This window comes from Agromyces ramosus, from assembly GCF_004216665.1.
In the GTDB taxonomy this organism is placed as follows: Bacteria; Actinomycetota; Actinomycetes; order Actinomycetales; family Microbacteriaceae; genus Agromyces; species Agromyces ramosus.
Genome location: NZ_SGWY01000001.1, coordinates 1,116,561 through 1,139,640, shown reverse-complemented (window position 1 = coordinate 1,139,640; position 23,080 = coordinate 1,116,561). Strand labels below are relative to the sequence as shown.

Here is a 23,080-nt window from a genome sequence, read left to right as displayed (position 1 = left end):
CTAACGCACGCAGCCAGCACGCTCAATGACGCGCAAGCCTCAGGAGCGCGGAGCGGCAGCAGTCGAGTTCGCACTCGTACTGCTGCCGCTCGTTCTGCTCGTGTTTGGTATCTGCGAGTTCGGTTGGATCTTCAACCAGCAGGTCTCGCTTTCGAACGCCGCTCGCGAGTCAGCGCGGTACTACGCCGTGCACGAACACCTGGTGGTTTCGCCGGCAGATCGCGCAGCGCTCAAGGTTGCCGCTGAAGGGTACGGCGAGTCCGCTGCCCCGTCGGTGGATTGGAGCACGGGCGGTGTCACCGTGATCGACCACTGCGCCGAGTCGGACCCTTATGTTGAAGCAACTGCCGAGATTGACATGCCGTCCCTGACTGGGTTTTTCGACGCCATCCTGGGTGACGACCTCACTGGAAAGGGCAAGACGACATGCGGCGGCTAGGGACACTCGAGGACGAACGGGGCGCGAGTGCCGTACTTGTGGCTATCCTGCTTTCAGCGCTCATCGGATTTACGGCGCTCGCGGTTGATGTCGGTACGCTGTATGCCGAGCGGGCACAGCTCCAGAACGGCGCAGATGCGGCAGCCTTAGCGGTTGCAAAGGCGTGTGCGGCTGATGCCGCGTCATGCAGCTCGTCCGGTCAGGCCGTGCGAGCGAGCGCATTCTCGGGCGGCAGCATGAACGACGGTAACGCCGTGACAGCCGTTGACTCGCCGGTGATGCCGACACCGACCACTTCGGGCAAGGTAACGGTGCATACCGAGACGCCTGACCTCGCGCACCCTTTTGCAGCTGCGATCGGGTTCGACGCCACTGATGTGCCTGCGCAGGCGACAGCGGAGTGGGGTTACGTCGGTGGAGGAGAGTTCATCCCGCTCGCCATCGCGGAATGCGAAATCGAGCGCGGCATCGCCGATGCAGGTTCGATCGGTACGCCGTTCAAGCTGCTCACCGATGCAACGCCTTCAGGCGGCGGAGGTGGCGGGGCCGGAGGTGGCGGAGCCGGAGGCGGCGGCGCACCGTCGACCCCAGACCCCTGCGACGATGCAGATTACCCCGGCGGATTCAGTTGGCTGACCGATGACAATTGTCGGATCACGCTGAACCCGGACAACATCGTGCCGGGGGAGAACGGGAACAACACCGGCGGCACGGGGTGCGGCACGAGCTTCCTGAACGACCTTCTTGACGAGACCGTGCTTGTGGCGCTCTACGACGAGGTCACGGGGCTCTCCGGCACTGGTTCACACGGCGAGTACACGATCTCGAAGTTCGCCGCATTCCATATCACCGGCTACTCGGCCGTCATGCCATCGGGCGGTGCCACGACGGAGTACATCGGATCGCCATATGACGCGAGTCCGTACAAGTTCACGGGGAGTGAACGTGGTCTGCAGGGCTACTTCATCGAGTACGTGTCTGTCGCGGAGGCTCTTCTCCTGACCTCGGTAGGTAGTCCCTCCGACCCGATGTTCGTACGCCTCATCGACTAACAGCCATCCGACCCTACCCGAAGGCACCACCAATGAAGACCCGCATCATCGGCGCGATCGTCGCCCTGATTCTCGCTGCGATCGGCGCGTTCATCCTCGTGACTTACGTTCGTGGCGCTGACGCGCGCGCGGCCGAGGGGGCGGAGCTGACCGACGTCTACGTCGTCCAGGAAGAAATTCCAGAGGGTACGCCAGGCGAGTCGGTGGCGGAGTTCGTCAAGCTGGATTCGATGCCGACTCGCAACGTCGCCGAAGGCGTCGTGACGGATCTGGATGATCTCGGGGGCCTCGTCGTCGACGCCCCGATCCTGCCCGGCGAGCAGCTCCTCGAGGCACGATTCATCGATCCCGCTGAGCTTGCCGCCCGAGGCGACGTCGGCGTCCCCGAGGGGATGCAGCTCGTGTCGTTCACGCTGCCCGCGGACCGGGTGGTGGGCGGGCAGGTGCGGGCGGGCGACAAGATCGGACTCGTCGGTACCATCGAACCCGACGAGGTCGGCGATGAAGAAGACGTGATCAACCCGATCACGAGTTTCGCTTTCCATGATGTGCTCGTGACGAAGGTGCAAGGCGTCGTCACCCCTGACCCCGAGGCGGAAGAGCAGGTCGAGCAGGGCGCCGGCGACAGCATCATGTTGACCATCGCGCTGTCAGCGCACGATATCGAGCGCTGGGTCTGGTTCAGCGAGGGCGAGTCGGGCGGATGGGCACAGATGTGGCTGACGCTGCAGAACGAGCAGACGAACAACAGCGGCACCTCGCCGGTCACCGGAAGCAACGCATTCCAGTGACCCCGTTCCTCCTGGTGAGCCGCTCCGCCGAGTACGAGACTCGACTACGGGCGCTACTCGGCGAGCGACTTTCCGTGATACCAGGCGAGTTTCTCACCTTCGGCGCCGACTCCGTGGTGAGCCGCGTCCCGGAAACGCCGCGCATTGCGCTGCTCGGTCCCGTGCTGAACTACGAAGAGACGAAGGGGCTCGTCGACGCACTCATCTCGAAGCATCCGGAGCTCGGTCTCATCGTGGTCCGCGAACAGCGTTCCGATCTCGAAGACTGGGTCGATGAACTCGCCTTGCATGCGGTGCTCAGCCCGGCAGCGACCGACGAGTCGACACTCATGCTGCTCGACCGGCTCGCCGAATGGCTCGTCGCCAACGGGCGGGCCAGCGCACACGACTTCGACGTCCCACTCGGACTTGAGATCGATGACATGCCGTTCGTCGACCTGTCCCCTGTCGCTGAACCTGAGCGCGCGAGCCTCCCCCTCGAACCGGTTGAATCCGTCGAAGCCGTGGATCTGGAGCCCGAACAGACCGGGTGGGATTTTCCACCGATCGACTCGGGCACCCGAACTGAGGCGATCGCTGTCGTCGCGCCGAAGGGCGGACAGGGCAAGACGACGATCGCGATCAACCTTGCGACCGGGCTTGCTGAAGTCGCACCGAACTCGGTCGTGCTCGTCGATGCGGACCTGCAGTTCGGAGACATCACCGCCGCGCTCGCGCTCGACCCCACGGGCACCATCGTCGATGCGGTTGCGGATGGGGCGGCCGACGAGCTGGTGTTGAAGACCACACTCACGCACCACGATGACGGGTTCTTCGTCATCGCAAGCGCCCCCTCCCCTGAACTCGGCGACAGTGTCGCACCTCGCGCGTTGGCCAAGCTCATCGACCGGCTTCGGGCGACATTCCGCTACGTGATCGTCGATACGACGCCCGGCCTCGGAGAACATACCCTCGTCGCCCTCGAGCACGTCACCGATGCCGTCTTCGTGACCAACATGGGCGTACCGAGCCTGCGTGCGATGCGCACCGAATTCGAACTGCTCACGAAGTTGGGTCTCATGCCAGGGAACCGGCACATCGTGGTCAACCAGACCGACAAGCTCAGCGGTCTGACCACCAAGGATGTCGAGAACATCATCGGCGCCCCCGTTGACGTCGAGGTCCCGAGGTCATCGGCCGTGCTGCTTGCGAGCAATCGCGGTGTGCCGCTCATCCACGATGACGTTCGCGACCCCGCGGCGAAGGCGATCCGGTCGATCGTCCTGCGTATCGCACCCGAGGCATTCCCCAAACGCAGCAGAATCCAGAGAAGGCGGCGATCGAATGAACCTGAATGATCGGCTGAGCGCCCTTCGCGCAGAGCAGGAGGGCGCCGATGTGTTCGCGCCCGCACCGAGCGCACCATATGCCACCCCGTCCGGAGCGTCAATCCAACTCGGCGCTCAGGCCGCGGCGTTGCAGGCGACCGACCTGGCTTTAGGCAGCGCGGGCCTGACGGGCGACGAGCCCGCCATCTTCCATCCGCCGGCGCCACAGCCGCGACCGCGTCCAGTAGTCACCACCGACCCCCTCGCAGCGGTGAAGGAGAAGGCTGCTGAGGAACTGTTCTCGCGTATCGGCTCGCGACTCAACGACGCTTCGCTCACTGAGGAACAGCTGCACCTGCTGGCGCGAGCGGAACTCGCGGAGATCGTCGCCGCAGAGCAGCTCGCCCTTTCGACCGCTGAGCGCAATCGCCTCATCGACGACATCGGTGCCGACGTGCTCGGCTACGGCCCGCTCGAGCCACTTCTCGCCGACCCGACCGTGAGCGAGATCATGGTCAACCGATTCGATCGGCTCTATGTCGAGCGCAACGGCCGTCTTATCGAAACGCCGCATCGGTTCACTGGCGAGGCGCAGCTTCGGCGAGTGATCGAACGGATCGTCGCCCGCGTCGGCCGTCGCATCGACGAGTCATCGCCGCTCGTCGACGCGCGACTCGAGGACGGCTCGCGTGTCAACGCGATCATCCCGCCGCTCGCGGTCGACGGTGCATCGCTCACGATCCGCAAGTTCGCGGGCACCCCGTACAACGTCAACGACCTCATCGGCTTTGGCAGTCTCACACGCGAGGTTGCGACCGTGCTCGATGCCGCCGTGCGCGCGAAGCTCAACATCCTCGTATCGGGCGGAACCGGCACCGGTAAGACCACGCTGCTCAACGTGCTCTCGGCGTTCATCCCGGATGACGAGCGCATCATTACGATCGAAGATGCCGTGGAGCTACAGCTGCAGCAGGACCACGTCGTGCGGCTCGAGTCGCGCCCGCCGAACATCGAAGGACGCGGTGAGATCACGATTCGCGAACTCGTTCGTAACTCGCTCCGCATGCGGCCAGACCGCATTGTCGTGGGCGAGGTGCGCGGCGCCGAGTCGCTTGACATGCTGCAGGCGATGAACACCGGCCATGAGGGATCGATCTCGACACTTCACGCGAACTCCCCACGTGACGCGATCAGCCGCATGGAGACACTAGTGCTGATGGCGGGCATGGACCTGCCGCTGCGCGCGATCCGCGAGCAGATCGCATCGGCGATCGACCTCATCGTGCAGATCACCCGCCACAAAGACGGCGTGCGGCGAATCACTCACGTCACCGAGGTGCACGGCATGGAGGGTGACATCATCACCCTGCAGGACGCGTTCACCTTCGACTACTCGCCCGGGTACGACGAAGAGGGCCGCCTGCGTGGGCGAATCGAACCGACGGGAGTACGACCACGCTTCGCTGAGCGAATCGCAGACCACGGCATCGCGCTTCCTGTCGCGCTCTTCCAGCCCGACCTTCGCGAAATGCTCGGCGAGATCCGATGAACCCCATAGTGCTCGGGCTTGGCGTCGGAATTGCGCTACTGGCGCTGCTCGCACTGTTGTTCTTCGTCATCGCGCCCCCGGCGCCGAGGGTCGCCCGTGACCGTCGGTTGGCGCCCGGGGTAGAGCACGTCTCGGCTCTGACCAGAGTCACTCAGAAGACGACAGCGGCGATCGAGTCGGCCTCTTCGAAGCGCACGAGACGCTGGTTCGGTGCTGAACAACTCGAACTCGCTGGAATCAAGACGGAACCCTCTGGCTTCGTGGTGCTCGTCGCTTCGGCCGCGTCAGTTCTCGCCCTCGTTGGAGTTCTCGTTGGACTGGCCAGTGGGACCTGGGTCTTGTGGGCAGTCGGACTCGCAGTGTTAGCGCCCGTTGGAGCCAGACTCGTCGTATCGATGCGCACATCGCAACGCCAATCGAGGTTCGCTGATCAGGTCGACGACACCGTGCAGCTCATAGCCGGTGGACTGCGTGCGGGGCACGGTCTGAATCGCACTATCGGCGCTGTCGCGGCCGAGGCCGAGAAGCCGACCAGCGAAGAGCTTGCGCGCGTCGTGAACGAGGTGCGATTGGGTCGCAATCTTGCCGACTCGCTCGCCATCACTGCCAGGCGAATGCACAGCGACGACTTCGAGTGGGTCGCGCAGGCGATCGCCATCAACCAGGAGACAGGCGGCAACCTGGCGGAGGTGCTCGATCAAGTCGGTCGCACCATCCGCGAGCGCAACCAGATCCGACGACAGGTGCAGGCGCTGAGCGCCGAGGGGCGACTTTCCGGCATCGTCCTTGTCTCCCTGCCGATTTTCGTGTTCGTCTTCCTGCTCATCACGAATCCGAACTACCTGTCCGTCTTCTTCACGACAGTTATCGGCGTGATCGCCTTGGTGGTCGCGGTGCTCCTCCTGATTCTCGGGACGGTCTGGATGGCCTTCACGGTGAGAGTGAAGTTCTGAGATGACTGGACCTGTGGTGATCTACGTCATCATCGGAGCGACTGCACTCGCCATCGGAGCCTTCGTCTTCCTACTGTTCCCGGGCAAGCGTGCCGCTGCCTCTACCTCTGCCGAGCTCACCGAAGAGAATCCGTCTCTGCCCCCAGTCCAACAGTCGTCGATCGGTGCCTCGCTTATCGCCGCAGCCCCGCGCGGGTACATCGGATGGCTCGAGAAGCAGCTGGTTTACGCGGGGCGGCCGAGCGGCTGGTCGATCCCCGGGATCATCAGCTGGAAGATCATCCTGAGTATTCTGGGTATCGTCCTCGGCTTGCTCTTCGCGTTCAATGGAGGATTTCAGGCTTGGAAGCTGCTGCTCGCGATCGCGTTCACGGTGCTCGTGTTCTTTCTGCCGGACGTGCTCATCAACAGCCGAGCCCACGACCGGCAGGAGGCGATCAAGCTCGCGCTGCCCGATACGCTCGACCAGATGACGATCGCCGTCGAGGCGGGACTCGGCTTCGACGCAGCCATGGCCAAGGCCGCTCGCAACGGAAAGGGGCCGCTCGCGGAGGAGCTCATCCGCGTGCTGCAGGACATGTCGATCGGGCGTACGCGGCGCGACGCGTTCATGGAGCTCGAGCGTCGCACGCACACCGAGGATCTGCGACGCTTCATTCGCGCGGTCATTCAAGCCGACGCGTACGGTGTTGCGATCGGTGATGTCCTTCGGGTCCAAGCGGGCGAGATGCGGCTCAAGCGACGACAGCGAGCTGAGGAGCAGGCGATGAAGGTGACGGTCAAGATCATCTTCCCGCTGATCTTCTGTCTACTGCCCGTGCTCTTCATCGTGGTCATGACGCCGGCGGCGATCGGCATCATCGCAGGCTTCGCCGCAACCAACTGACGGCGCCCCCTGGTTCGAGCCACGCGATCAACCATCGATAGGCTGGCGGCGGGGGAGGTGCCGTGGCCGAGGAGAGCGTCGAGACGTGGCGTCCCGACGTGCTCGGCGAGGGGTTCGAGCAGCTCACGCTGCCGCTCGGGAGCGACGACGAGGGCGAGGTCGTCGCGACGCTCGTGCAGTACCGCTCGTCGGCGGCCGACCGGTTCCGGTGGCCGTGGGAGCAGCGGCCCGAGGCATCCGGAACCGACGTGCTCTACGTGCACGGCTGGACCGACTACTTCTTCAACACCGAGCTCGCACGGTTCTGGTCTGACGCCGGTGCTCGGTTCTTCGCACTCGACCTGCGTAAGTACGGCCGCAGCCTGCGTCCCGGCCAGACGCCCGGGTACATCACGAACCTCGCCGATTACGACGCCGATATCGAGGCCGCGCTCACGGCGATGGGGCACGGGGCGACGGATGCCGCGGGGGTATCCGCTCGGCCGTTGATCCTGCTGGGGCACTCCACCGGCGGCCTGACCCTCAGCCTCTGGGCGGCGCGGCACCCCGGACGTGCCGCGGCGCTCGTGCTGAACAGCCCGTGGCTCGAGTTCCAGGGCAGCCGGATCGGACGCGAGGTGCTGACGCCGGTGGTCGCCTGGGGCGCGCGCACCAACCCGATGGGCCCCATGCCGAACGTCGACCTCGGCTTCTACACCCGCACGGTCTCGAAGGCGTTCGACGGCGAGTGGGAGTACTCGGGCGAATGGCGACCCGAGCGTGGGTTCACGGTGTACCCGGCCTGGCTGACGGCGATCCTCGCAGGACACGCCACGGTCGCCGCCGGCATCGACGTGGGCGCCCCGGTCCTCAGCCTGCTGTCGGCGCGATCCACGATCCAGCCCAGGTGGGACCCCGCGATGTTCACGACCGACATCGTGCTCGTCGTCGACGACATCGCCCAGCGGGTGCTGAAGCTCGGCCCCGAGGTGTCGGTCGCGTGGATCGACGGGGCACTGCATGACGTGTTCCTGTCGCGGCAGCCGGCGCGGGCGGCTGCGTACGCATCGATCACGCGGTGGTTGCGGGGCTACGGCCCTCGCTAGTGGGCTCCGGATCGGCCATCCATGGGAAGCGCAGAGCCGGGCGGAAGATGAAGAGCGGGTACAGCGACACGCACGTGAGCGCGAACGCGAAGAGGACGACCGTATCTGCCTTCATCAGCACGACGATCGAGAGGTGCAATCCCAGTCCGAGCAGAACGGCGACGCGGCGACTCGATCGAAACCACAGGCCGAACGCGATGACCAACTCGACAGCGACGGTGCAGAGGGCAGCGACGGTGTAGAACTGCCAGGGGAGGTCGACCCAGACCCATGTCGAGAGCGGCGCGCCCGAGAGGAACACGACGTTCATCTTGCTGAGCGCCGAGAAGAGATAGCACACCGACAACTGGGTCATCATCAGCAACTGCGGCCACCAGACGACCGGGGGCCGACCGGGGGCCGGTCGCACTGACCAAGCAGTTCCTGCCTTCGCGAAGATCATGTACGCCATCAGTAGGGTCGCAAGCAGGCGATGGCTGCTGTAGATCTGCTGGTCCCAGAAGAAGAACGTCACACTGACCACCACTGACACAGTCGCCGCCCACTCCGTGTGCCACCCGATCGTGACCGCAACGGCTGCGACCAGGGCGACGACGACGACGGGGAGAAGCGCTGCGAGTGATGGTGTGAGAATGCCTGCAACCGGTGCGGTCAGCCCACCAGATGCGACGCCGGAGAGGATCTGATAGGCCTCGATCGAGTTGAGGATTGTGGCTATTCCCACGCCGATGCGGGCAATCGCTACGGGGCGTGGATCAGTTCGGATCTCGGTCAGTCGCATACGACGCTCCGCTCGCGGCCTGACTGCTCGACCCGCACTTCAACGGCTTCAGGAACAGCGATGCAGACCGCCTCCGGCAGCGTGGGTAGCCAATCGATGTCAGGCCGTACCTTGCCCACGGTCTGCTCGACATCATCGAGTTCTCGAACAGCACCTTCATCGTCGACGACAAACACACGGGCGCCCCCGAGGCCGGAGAACATCTGGAAGCCGAACTTCTGAGGAGGAGGGAGCATCAATGCGACGAAAGGCACCGCGATCTGGACTGCAATCACCGCCAGCACGGCCGCGCTGCCGACCCATGCGCCCTTCTTGCGAATCGGTGCCGGATCGCGGAGGGCGTCGAGCGACGAGTTCGCATCGAAGCCGGGGGGTTGGGACTGCACATGGACACGTTATGTGGTGCGCGCGTCGTCACGTACTCCCAATAAGCGGGACACACGTTTCCGCCGACCGGGGGCACGCGAGTGCCGAGACCCGAAGCCAACCGCAGCTGGGCGGAGACCGTCTCGTTAGGCGCGCGCCGCAGCGAACGGACCGCGCAGCGCCGCCCACTGCAGGAGCATGATCGTCTTCGCGTCGACGATGTCGCGGCCGATGCGGTCGAGGGCGTCGTCGAACGAGAGCTCGAGCACCTCGATGTCCTCGCCCTCGTCGGCGAGGCCGGCACGCGACCCGTCGGCGATCGTGCCGCGCACGTAGGGCGCCGCGAAGAAGTGCAGCCGCTCGGTCACCGAGCCCGGGCTCATGTACACGTCGAAGACGTGCTCGACGTCGCCCACCGGATGCCCCGTCTCCTCCTCGGCCTCGCGGCGGATGGCGGTCTCGGGGTCGTCCTCGTCGAGCAGGCCGGCCGCTGCCTCGATGAACATGCCGTCGGGGTGCTCGTTGACGTAGGCGGGGAAGCGGAACTGGCGCGTGAGCAGCACCGTGCGGGCCGCCACGTCGTAGAGCAGGATGGTCGCACCGTCGCCGCGGTCGTAGGTCTCGCGCTCCTCGGTGGTCCAGGTGCCGTCGGCGTGCTGGAAGTCGAAGGTCGTCGTGCGGGTCACGTACCAGTTGGACGTGAGCACGCGCACGTCGCGCACCCGCACCCGCGGGTTGCGGTCGAGGTCGCGGCCGACGCGGTCGAGGCCGGTGCGCCCACGGCGGTCGGGCACGTCGACGCCGGGCTGCGGCGTGCGCTCGTCGGGTTCGGTCGCGGCGTCAGCCGCAGGCATCCGCTCGCTCTCGGCCGTCACGCGGTCAGCGGAAGTTCGTGAATTGGAGGGCGACGTCGAGGTCCTTGCCCTTGAGCAGCGCCATGGTGGCCTGGAGGTCGTCGCGGCTCTTCGACGAGACGCGCAGCTCGTCGCCCTGGATCTGGCTCTTCACGCTCTTGGGCGCCTCGTCGCGGATGATCTTCGAGATCTTCTTCGCGTTCTCGCTGTCGATGCCGTTCTTCAGGCCGATCTCGATGCGGAACTCCTTGCCCGACGGGTACGGCTCGCCCTCGTCGAGCGAGCGCAGCGTGATGCCGCGCTTGATGAACTTCGACTCCACGACCTCGAGCACCGCCTTGACGCGCTCCTCGGTCTGCGCCTTGAGCAGCACCTTCTCGCCGCTCCACTCGACCGACGCGCCCACGTTCTTGAAGTCGTAGCGCTGGTCGACCTCTTTACGGGCCTGGTTGACGGCGTTCTCGGCCTCCATCTTGTCGACCTTGCTCACGATGTCGAACGTTGAATCTGCCATACGCCCGAGTCTAGCGAGCACGTGCAGGGCGAGCGGATGCCTCGGGCGGATGCCGCGGGCAACCGCCTGCCCGCGGCATCCGTCGGTCTCGAACCCCTAGCCTCGGAGCCAGGCCGTCGCCGCGCCCGGGAGGAGCCCGTCGACGAGTGGGACGCTCGTCACGAGCACCTCGCCGTCGGGCAGCTCGACGGGCGCGTCGCCGAAGTTCGTGAGCGAGTGCCAGCCGCCCGGCCGTTCGAACCACAGCACGTCGTCGGAGCCGCTGGGGTGCGCGTGCCACGTGAGCAGCTCGCCGTCCTGCAGGTCGCGACGAAGCCGGAGCGCCCGGCGGTAGAGGTTGAGCGTGGAGTCGGGATCCGCCTGCTCCGCCTCGACCGAGTAGTCGCCGAACCACGACGGCTGTGGCAGGTGGGCGCCGTCGGCGCCGAACCCGAACGAGCTGCCCGTGCGTGCCCAGGGCAGCGGCACGCGGCATCCGTCGCGCCCGACGTCGACGCCGGGACTGCGGAAGAACGTTGGGTCCTGCCGCTCGGCGTCGGGGAGGTCGGCGACCTCGGGCAGGCCGAGCTCCTCGCCTTGGTAGAGGTAGGCGCTGCCGGGGAGGGCGAGCATGAGGAGCGAGGCCGCGCGGGCGCGCCGCAGTCCCCGTTCGGCGTCGAGCTCGGGGGAGACCCCGCCCGAGAGCAGCCACTGGCGCCCGACCTGCCCGTCGTTGCCGTGGTCGTCGGGCAGGCCGTAGCGCGTCGCATGCCGCACGACGTCGTGGTTCGAGAACACCCACGTGTTCGACGATCCCGTGACGGTCACCGACTCGAGGTTCTGGTCGATGATCGCGCGGAACCCGTCGGCGTCGAAGTCGGCTCGCAGCAGGTCGAAGTTGAACGCCTGACCGAGGCTCGTGGGCGCCGCGTACCGGTGCCGGCGCGCGGGCTCGACCCACGCCTCCGCCACCGCGATGCGCGGGGGGTCGTACTCGTCGAACACCGCCCGCCATTCGGCGTAGATCTCGTCGAGCTCCTCACGGTCCCACAGCGGATGCGACCCCTCGGCGCCGATCTGCATGGCTGCGAGCTCGGCGTGCGAGCGCAGCGGATACGTGAGGTCCTTCGCGAGCGCGTGCGCGACGTCGACCCGGAACCCGTCGACGCCACGGTCGGCCCAGAAGCGCAGCGTCGTGAGGAAGTCGGCGCGCACCTCGGGGTTCGCCCAGTTGAAGTCGGGCTGCTCGGGCGCGAAGAGATGCAGGTAGAACTGCCCGTCGCCCACCGGCTGCCACGCCGACCCGCCGAACATCGACTGCCAATCGCTGGGCGGCTCGGTTCCGTCGGGCCCCTCACCGTCGCGGAAGATGTACCGATCGCGGGCCGCCGAGCCGCGTGGCGACGCGAGCGCCTCCCGGAACCACTCGTGCCGGTTCGACGAGTGGTTCGGCACGATGTCGACGATGAGTCGGATGCCGGCAGCGTGCAGCGCCGCGATCATCACGTCGAAATCGGCGAGCGTGCCGAGCTTCGGGTCGACGTCGCGGTAGTCGTCGACGTCGTACCCGCCGTCGGCGAGCGCGGACGGGTAGAACGGCGAGAGCCACACCGCATCGACGCCGAGCTCCACGAGGTACGGGATGCGGCTCGTGATGCCCGGCAGGTCGCCGATTCCGTCGCCGTTCGCGTCCGCGAAGCTGCGCGGGTAGATCTGGTAGACGGCGGCCTGGCGCCACCAGTTCGGGTCGCTCGCGAGCACGGCGGATGCCTCGGTCGTGCGGGTGTCGGTGGTGGAGTCGGTCATTCCGTTCCGTCTTCCTTTCCGGGTGGATGCCTCGAGGCGTCAGCGCTCGTCAGGACGCGCGGTCGACGAGCGCACGCGCAGCTCGTACGGCAGGGGCGTCGCCGCGGCGTGGGCTGGGGCATCCGCTTCGGGCTCGAGCTGCTCCATGAGGATCTCGACCGCCTTCTCGCCCTGCAGGCGCGGGAACTGCGCAACGGTCGACAAGCCGAAGAAGTCGGAGAGGTCGTGGTCGTCGATCCCGACGATCGACACGTCGCGGGGCACGGAGAGGCCGAGGTCGCGCGCCGCGAGGATCGAGCCGATGGCCATCTCGTCGGATGCCGCGAAGATCGCGGTGGGGCGGTCGTGCGGCACGCCGAGCAGCTGCTTGGCCGCGTGGTAGCCGCCGCGGATCGTGAAGTCGGCTGGGGCGAACAGGCGCTGGTCGATCTCGATGCCGGCGTCGCTCAGCGCGCCCTCGTAGCCGATGCGGCGATTCGTGGGCAGGTGGAAGTCGAGGTCGAACTCGAGGTCGCCTCCGATGTGCGCGATCCGCGAGTGCCCGAGTGCGATGAGGTGCTCGGTGGCGAGGCGCGCCACCGCGGCGTCGTCGATGGTGAGCGTGCGCACTCCGGGGATCGGGCCGCCGACGCCGACGAGCGGCTTGCCCAGGTCGTGCAGGCGGGCGACCTCGGGCTCGGTGAGCTCGAGCGACACGGCGATCACGGCGTCGACCCGCTGGCGCAGCAGGAAGTGCTCGAACACGCTCGACCGCTCCTGGCCGTCGCCCGAGAGGTTGTAGAGGGTGAGGTCGTACCCGCTGCGGAGGAGCGACTGCTGCGCACCCTCGAGCACCGACAAGAAGAACCAGCGATTGAGGAACGGGATGACCACGCCGATGTTGCGGGTGCGTCCCGACGCCAGGCTCGAGGCGTTCGACGAGACGACGTACCCCAGGCGCGCCGCGGCCTCGACCACCTTCGCCTTCGAGGCGGGGGAGACGTGCCCGCGGCCGCTGAGCGCGCGCGACACGGTCGCGGTGGAGACCCCCGCGAGCTTCGCGACCTCTTCGATGCCGGCCATGTGCTCCTCGTTCCCGGTGGCCGAGGGTCCCCGGTCTCGGCGCGTCATCCCCGGTCTGACCGAGTCAGGAGGCATCCTATCGCCTGACCGCGATCCCGGCCGTGACCGTCGTGTGCCCCCGATGGGGGAGGCCGATTGCGGGTTCCCCTGCGTGGCGCATTGCCCGTGCGCCACCACCTGCGGTAAAAAGGGCCGGGTCGGGGCTTGCTCATGGGGGCAGACCAGGCCCGCCAGCAGCAACTCGAAGGGAAGTTCGCGTGAAGTGGGTCAAGCGCATCCTCATCGCCGCGGTGGTCATCTTCGCGATCTTCTACGTTGTCACCCGCCCCGAGGATGCGGCGACCGCGGTGGAGGGTGCGACCGCCGCGGTCTGGTCCGGAGTCGAGGCAATCGGCCGGTTCTTCACCTCGCTCGCCACATGACGCCATGAGCGTGCTGTTCCTCGATCCCCGTGTCGAGCGCTACCTCATCGCCGACGAGGGCGAAGTCATCGTCGACGAGGTGCGCAAGCACTGGGCCGCGGTCTTCGGTCCGTTCCTCGAACTGCTCGCCATCATCCCGGTGGTGCTCCTGCTCGGCGCGTTGCCCTCGGGCGCGTACTGGGTTCCGGTGTTCGCCGCGCTGGCGCTGCTCCTGCACTCGCTGTGGCGCATGCTCGGCGTGCGGATGGACCGCTTCGTCGTCACGAACATGCGGGTGTTCCGCGTGCACGGGATCCTGTCGCAGCACGTGGCGACCATGCCGATCTCGCGCATCCTCGACATCTCGGTGCACACGCCGATCATCGGCCGCATCTTCAACTACGGGCACTTCGTCTTCGAGTCCGCCGCGCAGGAGCAGGGTCTTCGCGAGATCCGCTTCGTCGGCTCGCCGACCCAACGCGGGCTGACGATCCAGCGGGTCATCCAGCGGTCGGGCCTCCGCGGCGGGGGCGGACGCCCGCAGAACCGCCCGGCGCCGCAGCCGTCGCAGTACCCGTACACCGCACCGAATCCCGAGCTCACGCAGACCGCGCCGATCGACGTGCCATGGTGGCGCCAGGACGGGTGAGCCGGGGCGCGCACGGCCCGACGGGAGGCTTGCGGAGCGGCTGCGGAGGGGGCTGCGGGGGCCGCGGCATCCGCTCATCGGCGCTGATTTCTCGCCGCGCCAGTCCGCGGGTATCCTTGACAGGCCCCCGGTTGTGTGAGGAACGCGGTCGGGTGCGATCGGCGAGTTACCCAAGCGGCCAAAGGGATCTGACTGTAAATCAGCTGTCTACGACTTCGGGGGTTCGAATCCCTCACTCGCCACGTGTGAAAGCCCCGGTGACCCGGGGCTTTCGTCGTTCTCGGCGTCGTCGCAAATGTCGTGTGGGTCACGTCGCGGCGGGTCACGTCGGCGGCTCCCGATCGGCCCGGGGGCGTAGCGTGATGGGCATGAGCCAGCACGTCGCATCCCCAGCCTCCGCGGCATCCGCCGCCCTGCTCGACCTCGCGCGCGATATCGCCGTACGGGCCGCGGAGTTCGCGCTCGAGGCGCGGCGGGCCGGGGTGAGCGTCGCGGCCACCAAGTCGACGCCGACCGACATCGTGACCGCCGTCGACCGCGACACCGAGACGCTCATCCGCTCGCTGATCCTCGAAGCGCGCCCCGACGACGGGATCGTCGGGGAGGAGGACGCCACGCACATCGGTACGAGCGGCCTCGACTGGGTCGTCGATCCGATCGACGGCACCGTGAACTTCCTGTACGACATCCCCGCGTGGTCGGTGAGCATCGCCGTGGTCGAGGGTGCGGGTGGCGGTGCGATCGGCGGAACGACCATCGCGGGCGTGGTCGTGAACCCCGTCACGGGTGAGCTGTTCGAGGCCACAGCCGGCGGCGGCGCACGGCTCGCCGGACGCGACCTGGCGGTCAACGACGCCGTGCCGCTCTCCGCAGCGCTCGTCGGCACCGGATTCGGGTACGCGGCCGAGCATCGCCGTGAGCAGGCTGCCGTGCTGCTCGGGCTGCTGCCGAGGATCCGCGACATCCGTCGGGCAGGCTCCGCGGCGCTCGACCTGTGCGCCGTCGCGGCCGGTCGGATCGACGCCTACTACGAGCGCGGCCTCAACGCGTGGGACTACTCCGCCGGAGCGCTCATCGCCCGCGAGGCCGGTGCTCGCCTGGGCGGGCCCCGCGGCGGACACGAGAACAGCGAGCTGCTCGTCGCCGCGGCGCCCGGGCTCTACGAGGAGCTCGCCCGCGCGCTGCGGGAGGCGGGGGTCGACGCCTGAGGGGCCCGGCCTGGCGGCAACGGTGCCCGGCGGCCGGCCGGTTGACGGGTGCTGCCGGTGCAGCGTGGAGGTGCGCAGAAGGGACCGCTCTGCGCTCGTCCGAGCGGCTCGTGCGCTCGCCGCCGGCCTCCGTCGCGGACGACCCGCTCGGCGTGTCGCGGATTCGCGCGCGCCCGCTGCCGGGCGCGGCATCCGCGGCCCTGTGCGGATGTCGTGCTCGACGACGTTCGAGACGGACGGGAATCTCCGCGTCGCGTGGCGCGGGCCGACGAGAACGGTTACGCTTTACCAACCCGTTATCTCGACGTCGAGTCGTGATGCTCACCTCCCAGTCCCTTCCCGCCCCCGAAACGCTGAAGGTCCCCCCACGTGCTCGAGTCCCCCCTCGTGCCCGACGGTTCTGCGCCAGGCACCCAGGTCCCATTGCGGCCTGAGCGACCCCTGACGAGACGGGAGATCCGGGAACGGGAGACGGCCGAGGCCCAGCGCCTCGCGGCCGCGGCGGCCGCCGCCGCATTCGCCGCACCGCCGCCCGCCGGGTATCCGGTGCAGCAGGCGCAGGCCGGCTATCCCACGCACCAGCCGCCCGCCCCGGCCGCCACGGCGATGCAGCAGCAGACCGCCCCAGCCGCCACGGCGATGCAGCAGCCGCCCGCCCCGGCCGCCACGGCCATGCAGCAGCAGACCGCCCCAGTCGCCCCAGCCGTGCAGATCTCGGCGCCGCAGGCTCCCGCACCCGCCCAGCCCGCCCCCCAGCGTCCCGCCTTCGACTCCATCTTCGGCGCCGCGGATGCCGCGTCCCATCAGGCCGTCGAGACCACAGCGCTTCGGCGCCGTGGCGTCGACACCTCCCCACCCTCCGAGGCCGAGCAGGCCGACCGCTCCTCCGGTCGCAGCTCGGCCTCCTCCGTTTCCCCCCGCCGCTCGACGGCTCCCGGCGCCGGCTCGGCCGCTCGCCGCGACGAGGCACCCGGATTCGACGCGCTGTTCGCCGGGCTCGGCGACGACGATGCCGACTTCGCGAGCGATGCCGACGTGGACGCACCTCGCGGCCGTCGCGGCGATCACGGCGGCCGGAGCGCGCGGGCGGATCGGAAGGCGGCGAAGGCTCCCAAGGCGGAGAAGGCCCGAAAGGCCCCCAAGGCCGAGAAGGCTCCGAAGGCAGGCAAGGCCGGCAGGCGATCGACCTCCGGATCCGCTCCGGCCGGTCCACGCCGTGGCGCGTCGATGCCCGCCGCGCTCGACGCGATCGACGGCGACCTCGCGAGCCTCGTCGGCGGAATCACGGGCACGGCCGGGATCGCCGCCACCGCGGCCTCCGCGTCCGCTGGGCTCGTATCCGGTCCCGTAGCCCGCGCTTCCTCAGGCGTCGTGCCGCCGGCCGACGCGGCCGCCGGATTCGCCGCGGCGATCGCCGCCGCCGCCGGTGCGCTGCCGACCGTGGATCCGTCCACGGGTCCGTCGCGGGCGTCCCTCAACCTCGAGGCGGCCCCGCTCCGCGGCCGCGATCGACTGCGTGAATCCGACCCGTCGCCCGTGGTGCCGGCCGACGTGACCGGAGTCTCCGAGCTGCTCGGGTTCGGAGCGACGCCGGAGCCAGTCCGTCCGGCTTCCGCGGCCGACGCGACCCCGTCGACGCGCCGCTCGCCCGAGCTCGCCGCTACGCCTCGAGGCGACACGCTCCGCGCCGACGCCTCCCGGGCCGGTGCTTCGCGCTCCCGCGGATCCCGTGTCGGAGCGGTGCGCTCCGACGTGCGGCACGGCGCGGCGGCTCGCCGGATGCCCGTGCCCGCCGCGAGCCGCCCGAGCACGCGCCCCGCGGCATCCGCCCCCACCCGTCGGCGCCGCGCGGCCGGCCGCATGGTCAGCATGGTCGCGATGAGCTTCGCGGCGCTCCTCGCCGTGGCCACGACGATCCCGTCGCTCTCGCTGCTGTCGCCCGAGGATGTCCAGGCGCTGGCTCTCGCGAACTACGGCACCGACTCGATCGACGGGCAGCGCGTGGTGGTGAACGGCGACATCGTGGCGCAGAGCATGCAGCGCGAGGGCTACGAGCACCAGACCATCCAGGAGTACGCGGCGGCCGCCGGCATCCGCGCCGCCGGGGACTTCACGAACAACCCGGCCGGCACGATCCAGTGGCCCTTCGCCGTCGGCGTGCACATCGGCGACCACTTCGGCTACCGCAACTGCGCCGGGTGCTCGAGCGACCACGGCGGCCAGGACTTCAACCCGGGCCTCGGCGCCGAGATCCAGGCCATCGCCGATGGCACCGTGGCCGTGTCGACCGACTCCGGCGGCTCGCTCGGCGTCGTCATGATGATCGACCACGTGATCGACGGCGAGCTCATCACCAGCGTCTACGCGCACATGGAGTACGACTCGCGCCGCTTCGAGGTGGGCGACACCGTGCACGTGGCCGACGTGATCGGCACGACCGGCGACACGGGCATGTCGACCGGCCCGCACCTGCACTTCGAGATCCGCATCGGCGGCGTCGACGGCACCAAGGTCGACCCGCTCGAGTGGCTCTACGCCAACACGAACTAGCGGATGCCGCGGCGGCCCGCCGCCCTTCCTGGCCGGGCTGCGCACCCGCCTGGCCGCGTCCGCGCGCGCACCGAGCGGCCATCTCAGCCGACCTCCTCCGCGGAGGCCACGAGCGTTTGCATGATCAGCCGCGGTCGGATGCTCCAGGCGAAACTCGTCGCGCTCTCGTCATGCATTCCTCGACAAGGCGGCCATCCGGTCGATCGTCCCTCGATGATGTAGGGCCGCTGACCGACGCAGATCAGGGCACGCAGACTCCCCTGATGGACCGCAAGCATGGTCACGTCATCCAGTTCATCCGCGCGAACGGCGGCGCCCTCTCGTACCGCGAGCTCGACAGGGGTGGCATTCCGCGAGCCGCCGTGTCGGCAGCAGTGTCGGATCACGCAATTCAGCGGGTCCGGCGCGGATGGTTCGCCATCCCCGATGCCCCACGAGACGTCGTGCGGGCGGCTCGCGTGGGCGGCGCGGTCACGGCGGCATCCGCAGCACGTCTCGAAGGCGTCTGGCTGCTCGGCGATCCGCTCCTGCACGTGAGGGTCCCGAGCAGCACCGGGAGGCTCAGGAACCCGGATGCCTCCGACGAACCGCTCGACCGGCGGCGCCATGCGGTGTGCCTGCACTATCGCACCGTCCCCGTGATCACGGGCGCGCGGGATGCCCTGCCGATCGCCCTCGCCGAGATGCTCGCCTGCGCCGAGCCGACGGCGGCGATCGTGGCCATGGACTCGGCCGTGTCGGTGGGAGCGATCTCCGTCGGCGACCTCGATCAGGTGCGAGCACTCGCCCCCTCATCGCGGAGATCTCTCGTCGATCGCGTGAACCCGGGGTCCGCGTCGGGCATCGAGACGATCGTGCGGCTGTTCCTCCGCACCCACGGCATCCGGCATCGGGTGCAAGTGTTCATCCCACGGGTCGGCCACGTCGACCTGCTCGTCGGCGATCGGCTCGTCATCGAGGTCGATGGCGAGGGATTCCACACTGGCCCCGAGTTCGAGGCCGACCGGCGCCGCGACTTCGAGCTCGTCATGCGCGGCTACACCGTGGTGCGACTCAGCTATCGGATGGTGCTGAACGAGTGGGACGCGGTCAGCAGCGGCATCCTCGAGCTCGTTCGGCGAGGCGGGCACCGGTGGGGACACCGCGCTGCCGAGCATTCCGCCGCTGCGGTGCCGTTCCGTCGCCTCGACCGGCTTGCGTTCGCATGACGAGAGCTCATCGAGCCCGTATGGAGGATGCAGCACTCGTCTCGTCATGCAATCGAGAGGAAGCCGGGGGAGCGGATGCTGCGGCGCGGCGCCCGGCGGGGGGAGCGGATGCCGCGGCGCGCGCCCGGCGAGCGGCGCGCCGCCGCGGCATCCGTGCGTGGGGTCAGGCGCGGAGCCAGGCCGTCGTGTCGTGCGGGAGGGAGCGGCCGTCGAGCGGGCCGCTCGCGAGCAGCAACTCGCCCTCGGGGAGCTCGACGGGCTCGGTGCCCGTGTTCGCCACCACGACGACGTCGCCGTTGCGCAGCGCGACGATCGCCTCGGGGAACCCGGACAGCCACTCCAGCGATCCGGCGCCGAGGTCGTGCTCGCGGCGCAGGCGGAGCGCGTCCTGGTAGAGCGTGAGCGTCGAGCCCTCGACGCCGCGCTGGCGGTCACGGGCGAGCTCCGCCCACTGCGCCGGCTGCGGGAGCCACGGATCGCCGTCGGGGCCGAAGCCGTAGTTCGGCGCGTCGGCCTCCCACGGGATCGGCACGCGGCATCCGTCGCGGCCGTAGCGCTCGCCGTCGGTGCGGAACCACGTGGGGTCCTGGCGGGCGTCGTCGGGCAGGTGGATGACCTCGGGCAGGCCGAGCTCCTCGCCCTGGTACAGGTACGAGGAGCCGGGCAGCGCGAGCATGAGGGCGGTCGCGGCGCGGGCGCGCCGCACGCCCGGCGCGTACGCGGGCAGGCCCTTCGAGCGGGGGCCGAGGCCGTGGCCCTGCGGGTTGGCCTCGCTGACGGAGAGACGCGTGGCGTGGCGCACCACGTCGTGGTTGGAGAGCACCCAGGTCGACGGAGCGCCGACGCCCCCGAACGCGGCGATCGAGGCGTCGACGACCGTGCGGAGGGCCGCGGCGTTCCACGGCGTCTCGAGGTAGGCGAAGTTGAACGCCTGGTGCATCTCGTCAGGACGGACCCACTTGGCGACGCGGGGGAGCGGGTCGACCCAGGCCTCGGCGGCGAGGATGCGCTCGCCGGGGTACTCGTCGAGCAGTGCGCGCCAGTCGCGGTAGATCTCGTGGACGCCGTCCTGTCCCCAATAGGGCGCCCTATCGCCGGCCTCGTCGCTGATCGCGGGCTCGAGTGCGACACCGGTCGCGTCGACACCGACGGATTCCCGAGTCGCGGAGACCGAGGGACCCGCCGCGGAACTCGCCGCAGCGACGGCCGCCGCCGCGCCCGCCGCCGCCGCGCCACCCGCCGCAGCGCCGGCCGCGGAACGGGCCGCCGACCCGACACCGGCGCCGACGAGCTCACCCGCCGACCCGACCGACACCACCGATTCGGCCGACCCGACCGACGCGCCCGCGCCAGCCGACAACACCACCGGCTCGACGACGCCGCCCGCGCCGCCCATGCTGCCGCCCTCGGCAGGAGGCGTGTAGTCGGGCAGGCCGTCGGCCTTGATCATGCCGTGGGCCACGTCGACACGGAATCCGTCGACTCCGCGGTCGAGCCAGAAGCGCAGGATGCGGCGGAACTCCTCGCGCACCTCGTCGTTCGTCCAGTCGAAGTCGGGCTGCGAGCTGTCGAAGAGGTGGAGGTACCACTGGCCGGCGGTGCCGTCGGGCTCGACGACGCGCGTCCAGGCCGGGCCGCCGAAGACCGACTCCCAGTTGTTCGGGGGCTCGTCGCCGCCGGGGCCGCGGCCGTCGCGGAACAGGTAGCGGGCCCGCTCGGCGCTGCCGGCCGGGGCGGCGAGCGCCGCCTGGAACCATTCGTGCTCGTCCGACGAGTGGTTCGGCACCAGGTCGATGATCACGCGGATGCCGCGGGCGTGCGCCTCGGCGAGCATCGCATCGAAGTCGGCGAGCGTGCCGAATCGCGGGTCGACGTCGCAGTAGTCGGCGACGTCGTAGCCGGCGTCGCGCTGCGGAGACGTGTAGAAGGGGGAGAGCCAGATCGCGTCGATCCCCAGTTCCTGCAGGTCACCGAGCCGGCTCGTGATGCCGGCGAGGTCGCCCATGCCGTCGCCGTTCGCATCGGCGAACGACCGGGGGTAGATCTGGTAGATCGCGGCAGTGCGCCACCACTCGGAAGTCATGACGGAAACTGTACGTCATCTCGATACATCATGGAAACGCTTGCAGCAACGGCCCGTAACGTCATCATCACGAACCGGTATCAATGCTGGGCCTCCGGTTTGGTAATGGACGCCATGCAGGGTATACCTGTAATCGCTTGCATATCGCGAGCACTCCACACGGAAGAACGGCCTTTCGGGCACGGTGCGCGGTTCCGGCTTCGGAACGGGGAACACAGCTCCCTCACCAGGCGAAGGCGCCGACTCCACGCACACTGAGAAGGGCACACCAATGAGGGTGAACACGAAGAGCCTCCTCGCTGCCGGGGCCGTCGCGGTCGTCGCGACCCTCGGTCTCGCGAGCTGCTCGGCCGGCGACAGCGGATCGGGCGGCGACGCTTCTGCCGCCAGCACGCTGACGGTCTGGGTCGACGCCGAGCGCGTCGACGCGCTGAAGGGCGCGGCCGAGGCCTACACCGAGAAGACCGGTGTCGAGGTCGAGCTCGTCGGCAAGGACAACGCCGACATCAAGGATGACTTCATCCAGCAGGTGCCGACGGGCAAGGGCCCCGACATCACCATGGGTGCGCACGACTGGCTGGGCGAGCTCTCGACGAACGGCGTCGTGGCGCCGATCGAGCTCGGCGACTCATCCGGCGACTACCTCCCCGTCGCGATCGACGCGGCGACCTACGAGGGCCAGACCTACATGCTCCCCTACGCGGTGGAGAACATCGCGGTGCTCCGCAACGCCGACCTCGTTCCCGAGGCCGCCACGAGCTTCGACGACATGATCGCCAAGGGCCAGGCCGCCGGCCTCACGCAGCCCTTCGTTGTGGAGCAGGGCGCCGAGGGCAATCCCTACCACCTGTACCCGTTCCAGACCGCGTTCGAGGCCCCGGTGTTCGGCACGAACGACCAGGGTTACGACCCCGCCGACCTCCGCCTCGGCGGCCCCGGCGGCGAGCTGTTCGCCACGTGGCTCGGCAGCCAGGGCAAGAACGGCACGGGCGTGTTCAACACCGACATCGACGGCGACATCGCCAAGCAGGCGTTCATCGACGGCACGGCCGCCTTCTGGCTCACCGGTCCGTGGAACGTGGGCGCGGCGCTCGACGCCGGCGTCAACGTCGCGATCGACACCGTGCCCAGCCCGACTGGCGCCCCCGCCTCGCCGTTCGCCGGCGTGAAGGGCTTCTTCGTCTCGGCCGAGTCGGAGAACAAGGTCGCCGCGAACGACTTCCTCGTCAACTACATCGGCACGGAGGACGTGCAGCTCGAGCTCTTCGAGGCCGGCAACATCCTCCCGGCGCTCTCGTCCGCGGCTGAGACCGCGTCGAGCGACCCGATCATCGCGGGCTTCGCCGCCGTCGGCGCCGAGGCCGTGCCGATGCCGGCCATCCCGGCCATGGGATCGGTGTGGCAGTACTGGGGCATCGCCGAGGCCGACGTCATCAACGGCGCCGACCCCGTCGCGACGTGGCAGAAGCTCACGACCGACGTGCAGGCCGCGATCACCAAGTAACGAGTGAACGACTCCGGGTCGGATGCCGCTGCGGCATCCGACCCGGAGCACTC

The 23,080-nt window shown here is 68.8% G+C and carries 21 protein-coding genes and 1 tRNA gene; 15 read left to right on the top strand and 7 right to left on the bottom strand.

The window, feature by feature from the left end; translation table 11 throughout:
- Window positions 1–25 precede the first annotated feature (25 nt).
- The 8 genes from EV187_RS05350 (at window position 26) to EV187_RS05315 (ending at window position 8,062) form a co-directional block, all read left to right on the top strand.
- Window positions 26–439, top strand: a complete 414-nt coding sequence (locus EV187_RS05350; RefSeq protein ID WP_130351926.1) for a TadE/TadG family type IV pilus assembly protein — start codon at window positions 26–28, stop codon at window positions 437–439.
- Window positions 427–1,491 (top strand): TadE/TadG family type IV pilus assembly protein, encoded by a 1,065-nt coding sequence (locus tag EV187_RS05345; RefSeq protein WP_130351925.1) that lies wholly within the window; start codon window positions 427–429, stop codon window positions 1,489–1,491. Before EV187_RS05350 ends, EV187_RS05345 begins: the two co-directional genes overlap by 13 nt.
- Before the next feature lie 32 nt (window positions 1,492–1,523).
- Complete coding sequence (gene cpaB, locus EV187_RS05340) at window positions 1,524–2,282, top strand: Flp pilus assembly protein CpaB (RefSeq protein ID WP_130351924.1); 759 nt, start codon at window positions 1,524–1,526, stop codon at window positions 2,280–2,282.
- Window positions 2,279–3,619, top strand: coding sequence for a CpaE/TadZ family protein (locus EV187_RS05335; protein ID WP_165391108.1), 1,341 nt, complete (start codon window positions 2,279–2,281; stop codon window positions 3,617–3,619). The genes cpaB and EV187_RS05335 overlap by 4 nt, the downstream gene beginning before the upstream one ends.
- Window positions 3,606–5,138 (top strand): TadA family conjugal transfer-associated ATPase, encoded by a 1,533-nt coding sequence (locus EV187_RS05330; RefSeq protein ID WP_130352262.1) that lies wholly within the window; start codon window positions 3,606–3,608, stop codon window positions 5,136–5,138. The genes EV187_RS05335 and EV187_RS05330 overlap by 14 nt, the downstream gene beginning before the upstream one ends.
- On the top strand, window positions 5,135–6,091 hold the full coding sequence (locus EV187_RS05325; protein ID WP_130351922.1) for a type II secretion system F family protein: 957 nt from the start codon (window positions 5,135–5,137) through the stop codon (window positions 6,089–6,091). The genes EV187_RS05330 and EV187_RS05325 overlap by 4 nt, the downstream gene beginning before the upstream one ends.
- A 13-nt stretch (window positions 6,092–6,104) precedes the next feature.
- Window positions 6,105–6,977, top strand: coding sequence for a type II secretion system F family protein (locus EV187_RS05320; RefSeq protein WP_242609440.1), 873 nt, complete (start codon window positions 6,105–6,107; stop codon window positions 6,975–6,977).
- 62 nt (window positions 6,978–7,039) lie between these two features.
- On the top strand, window positions 7,040–8,062 hold the full coding sequence (locus EV187_RS05315) for an alpha/beta hydrolase (protein WP_130351920.1): 1,023 nt from the start codon (window positions 7,040–7,042) through the stop codon (window positions 8,060–8,062).
- On the opposite strand, the gene EV187_RS05310 is transcribed toward EV187_RS05315, so the two are convergent.
- The 6 genes from EV187_RS05310 to EV187_RS05285 all read right to left on the bottom strand — a co-directional run bounded on the left by EV187_RS05310 (window position 8,028) and on the right by EV187_RS05285 (window position 13,424).
- Window positions 8,028–8,843: an HTTM domain-containing protein gene (locus EV187_RS05310; RefSeq protein ID WP_130351919.1), complete on the bottom strand. Its 816-nt coding sequence runs from the start codon at window positions 8,841–8,843 to the stop codon at window positions 8,028–8,030. The two genes, EV187_RS05315 and EV187_RS05310, sit on opposite strands and share 35 nt — an antisense overlap.
- On the bottom strand, window positions 8,834–9,229 hold the full coding sequence (locus tag EV187_RS05305; protein ID WP_130351918.1) for a hypothetical protein: 396 nt from the start codon (window positions 9,227–9,229) through the stop codon (window positions 8,834–8,836). The genes EV187_RS05310 and EV187_RS05305 overlap by 10 nt, the downstream gene beginning before the upstream one ends.
- A 126-nt stretch (window positions 9,230–9,355) precedes the next feature.
- On the bottom strand, window positions 9,356–10,084 hold the full coding sequence (locus EV187_RS05300) for an NUDIX domain-containing protein (protein ID WP_341272747.1): 729 nt from the start codon (window positions 10,082–10,084) through the stop codon (window positions 9,356–9,358).
- A gap of 4 nt (window positions 10,085–10,088) precedes the next feature.
- Window positions 10,089–10,577: a YajQ family cyclic di-GMP-binding protein gene (locus EV187_RS05295; protein ID WP_130351917.1), complete on the bottom strand. Its 489-nt coding sequence runs from the start codon at window positions 10,575–10,577 to the stop codon at window positions 10,089–10,091.
- Window positions 10,578–10,673: 96 nt separating this feature from the next.
- Window positions 10,674–12,362, bottom strand: coding sequence for a glycoside hydrolase family 13 protein (locus EV187_RS05290; RefSeq protein WP_130351916.1), 1,689 nt, complete (start codon window positions 12,360–12,362; stop codon window positions 10,674–10,676).
- A gap of 39 nt (window positions 12,363–12,401) precedes the next feature.
- Window positions 12,402–13,424, bottom strand: a complete 1,023-nt coding sequence (locus EV187_RS05285; RefSeq protein WP_130351915.1) for a LacI family DNA-binding transcriptional regulator — start codon at window positions 13,422–13,424, stop codon at window positions 12,402–12,404.
- Between the two features lie 257 nt (window positions 13,425–13,681).
- Between EV187_RS05285 and EV187_RS18310 the strand changes: the two genes are divergently transcribed.
- The 6 genes from EV187_RS18310 to EV187_RS05260 all read left to right on the top strand — a co-directional run bounded on the left by EV187_RS18310 (window position 13,682) and on the right by EV187_RS05260 (window position 19,440).
- Entirely contained in the window at window positions 13,682–13,846 is a 165-nt protein-coding gene (locus EV187_RS18310; RefSeq protein ID WP_165391107.1) for a hypothetical protein, read from the top strand.
- A gap of 4 nt (window positions 13,847–13,850) precedes the next feature.
- Window positions 13,851–14,474: a PH domain-containing protein gene (locus EV187_RS05280; protein ID WP_130351914.1), complete on the top strand. Its 624-nt coding sequence runs from the start codon at window positions 13,851–13,853 to the stop codon at window positions 14,472–14,474.
- Window positions 14,475–14,634: 160 nt separating this feature from the next.
- A tRNA-Tyr gene (locus EV187_RS05275) sits at window positions 14,635–14,716 on the top strand.
- A gap of 126 nt (window positions 14,717–14,842) precedes the next feature.
- Complete coding sequence (locus EV187_RS05270; protein WP_130351913.1) at window positions 14,843–15,682, top strand: inositol monophosphatase family protein; 840 nt, start codon at window positions 14,843–14,845, stop codon at window positions 15,680–15,682.
- A 369-nt stretch (window positions 15,683–16,051) separates the two neighbouring features.
- The gene (locus EV187_RS05265) at window positions 16,052–18,232 is read left to right on the top strand and encodes a peptidoglycan DD-metalloendopeptidase family protein (protein WP_130351912.1); all 2,181 of its coding nucleotides are present in this window, start codon (window positions 16,052–16,054) and stop codon (window positions 18,230–18,232) included.
- Between the two features lie 263 nt (window positions 18,233–18,495).
- Window positions 18,496–19,440, top strand: coding sequence for an endonuclease domain-containing protein (locus tag EV187_RS05260; protein ID WP_165391106.1), 945 nt, complete (start codon window positions 18,496–18,498; stop codon window positions 19,438–19,440).
- Between the two features lie 163 nt (window positions 19,441–19,603).
- On the opposite strand, the gene EV187_RS18675 is transcribed toward EV187_RS05260, so the two are convergent.
- Entirely contained in the window at window positions 19,604–21,523 is a 1,920-nt protein-coding gene (locus tag EV187_RS18675; RefSeq protein ID WP_242609439.1) for a glycoside hydrolase family 13 protein, read from the bottom strand.
- Between the two features lie 271 nt (window positions 21,524–21,794).
- On the opposite strand from EV187_RS18675, the gene EV187_RS05240 reads away from it, so the two are divergent.
- Complete coding sequence (locus tag EV187_RS05240; protein WP_130351910.1) at window positions 21,795–23,027, top strand: sugar ABC transporter substrate-binding protein; 1,233 nt, start codon at window positions 21,795–21,797, stop codon at window positions 23,025–23,027.
- Window positions 23,028–23,080 lie beyond the last annotated feature (53 nt).

Coding starts and splice junctions, on each gene's coding strand:
- EV187_RS05350 (WP_130351926.1), top strand. CDS start 26: ATGACGCGCAAGCCTCAGGAGCGCGGAGCGGCAGCAGTCGAGTTCGCA.
- EV187_RS05345 (WP_130351925.1), top strand. CDS start 427: ATGCGGCGGCTAGGGACACTCGAGGACGAACGGGGCGCGAGTGCCGTA.
- cpaB (WP_130351924.1), top strand. CDS start 1,524: ATGAAGACCCGCATCATCGGCGCGATCGTCGCCCTGATTCTCGCTGCG.
- EV187_RS05330 (WP_130352262.1), top strand. CDS start 3,606: ATGAACCTGAATGATCGGCTGAGCGCCCTTCGCGCAGAGCAGGAGGGC.
- EV187_RS05325 (WP_130351922.1), top strand. CDS start 5,135: ATGAACCCCATAGTGCTCGGGCTTGGCGTCGGAATTGCGCTACTGGCG.
- EV187_RS05310 (WP_130351919.1), bottom strand. CDS start 8,843: ATGCGACTGACCGAGATCCGAACTGATCCACGCCCCGTAGCGATTGCC.
- EV187_RS05295 (WP_130351917.1), bottom strand. CDS start 10,577: ATGGCAGATTCAACGTTCGACATCGTGAGCAAGGTCGACAAGATGGAG.
- EV187_RS05290 (WP_130351916.1), bottom strand. CDS start 12,362: ATGACCGACTCCACCACCGACACCCGCACGACCGAGGCATCCGCCGTG.
- EV187_RS05285 (WP_130351915.1), bottom strand. CDS start 13,424: ATGGCCGGCATCGAAGAGGTCGCGAAGCTCGCGGGGGTCTCCACCGCG.
- EV187_RS05280 (WP_130351914.1), top strand. CDS start 13,851: ATGAGCGTGCTGTTCCTCGATCCCCGTGTCGAGCGCTACCTCATCGCC.
- EV187_RS05270 (WP_130351913.1), top strand. CDS start 14,843: ATGAGCCAGCACGTCGCATCCCCAGCCTCCGCGGCATCCGCCGCCCTG.
- EV187_RS05260 (WP_165391106.1), top strand. CDS start 18,496: ATGGACCGCAAGCATGGTCACGTCATCCAGTTCATCCGCGCGAACGGC.
- EV187_RS18675 (WP_242609439.1), bottom strand. CDS start 21,523: ATGACTTCCGAGTGGTGGCGCACTGCCGCGATCTACCAGATCTACCCC.
- EV187_RS05240 (WP_130351910.1), top strand. CDS start 21,795: ATGAGGGTGAACACGAAGAGCCTCCTCGCTGCCGGGGCCGTCGCGGTC.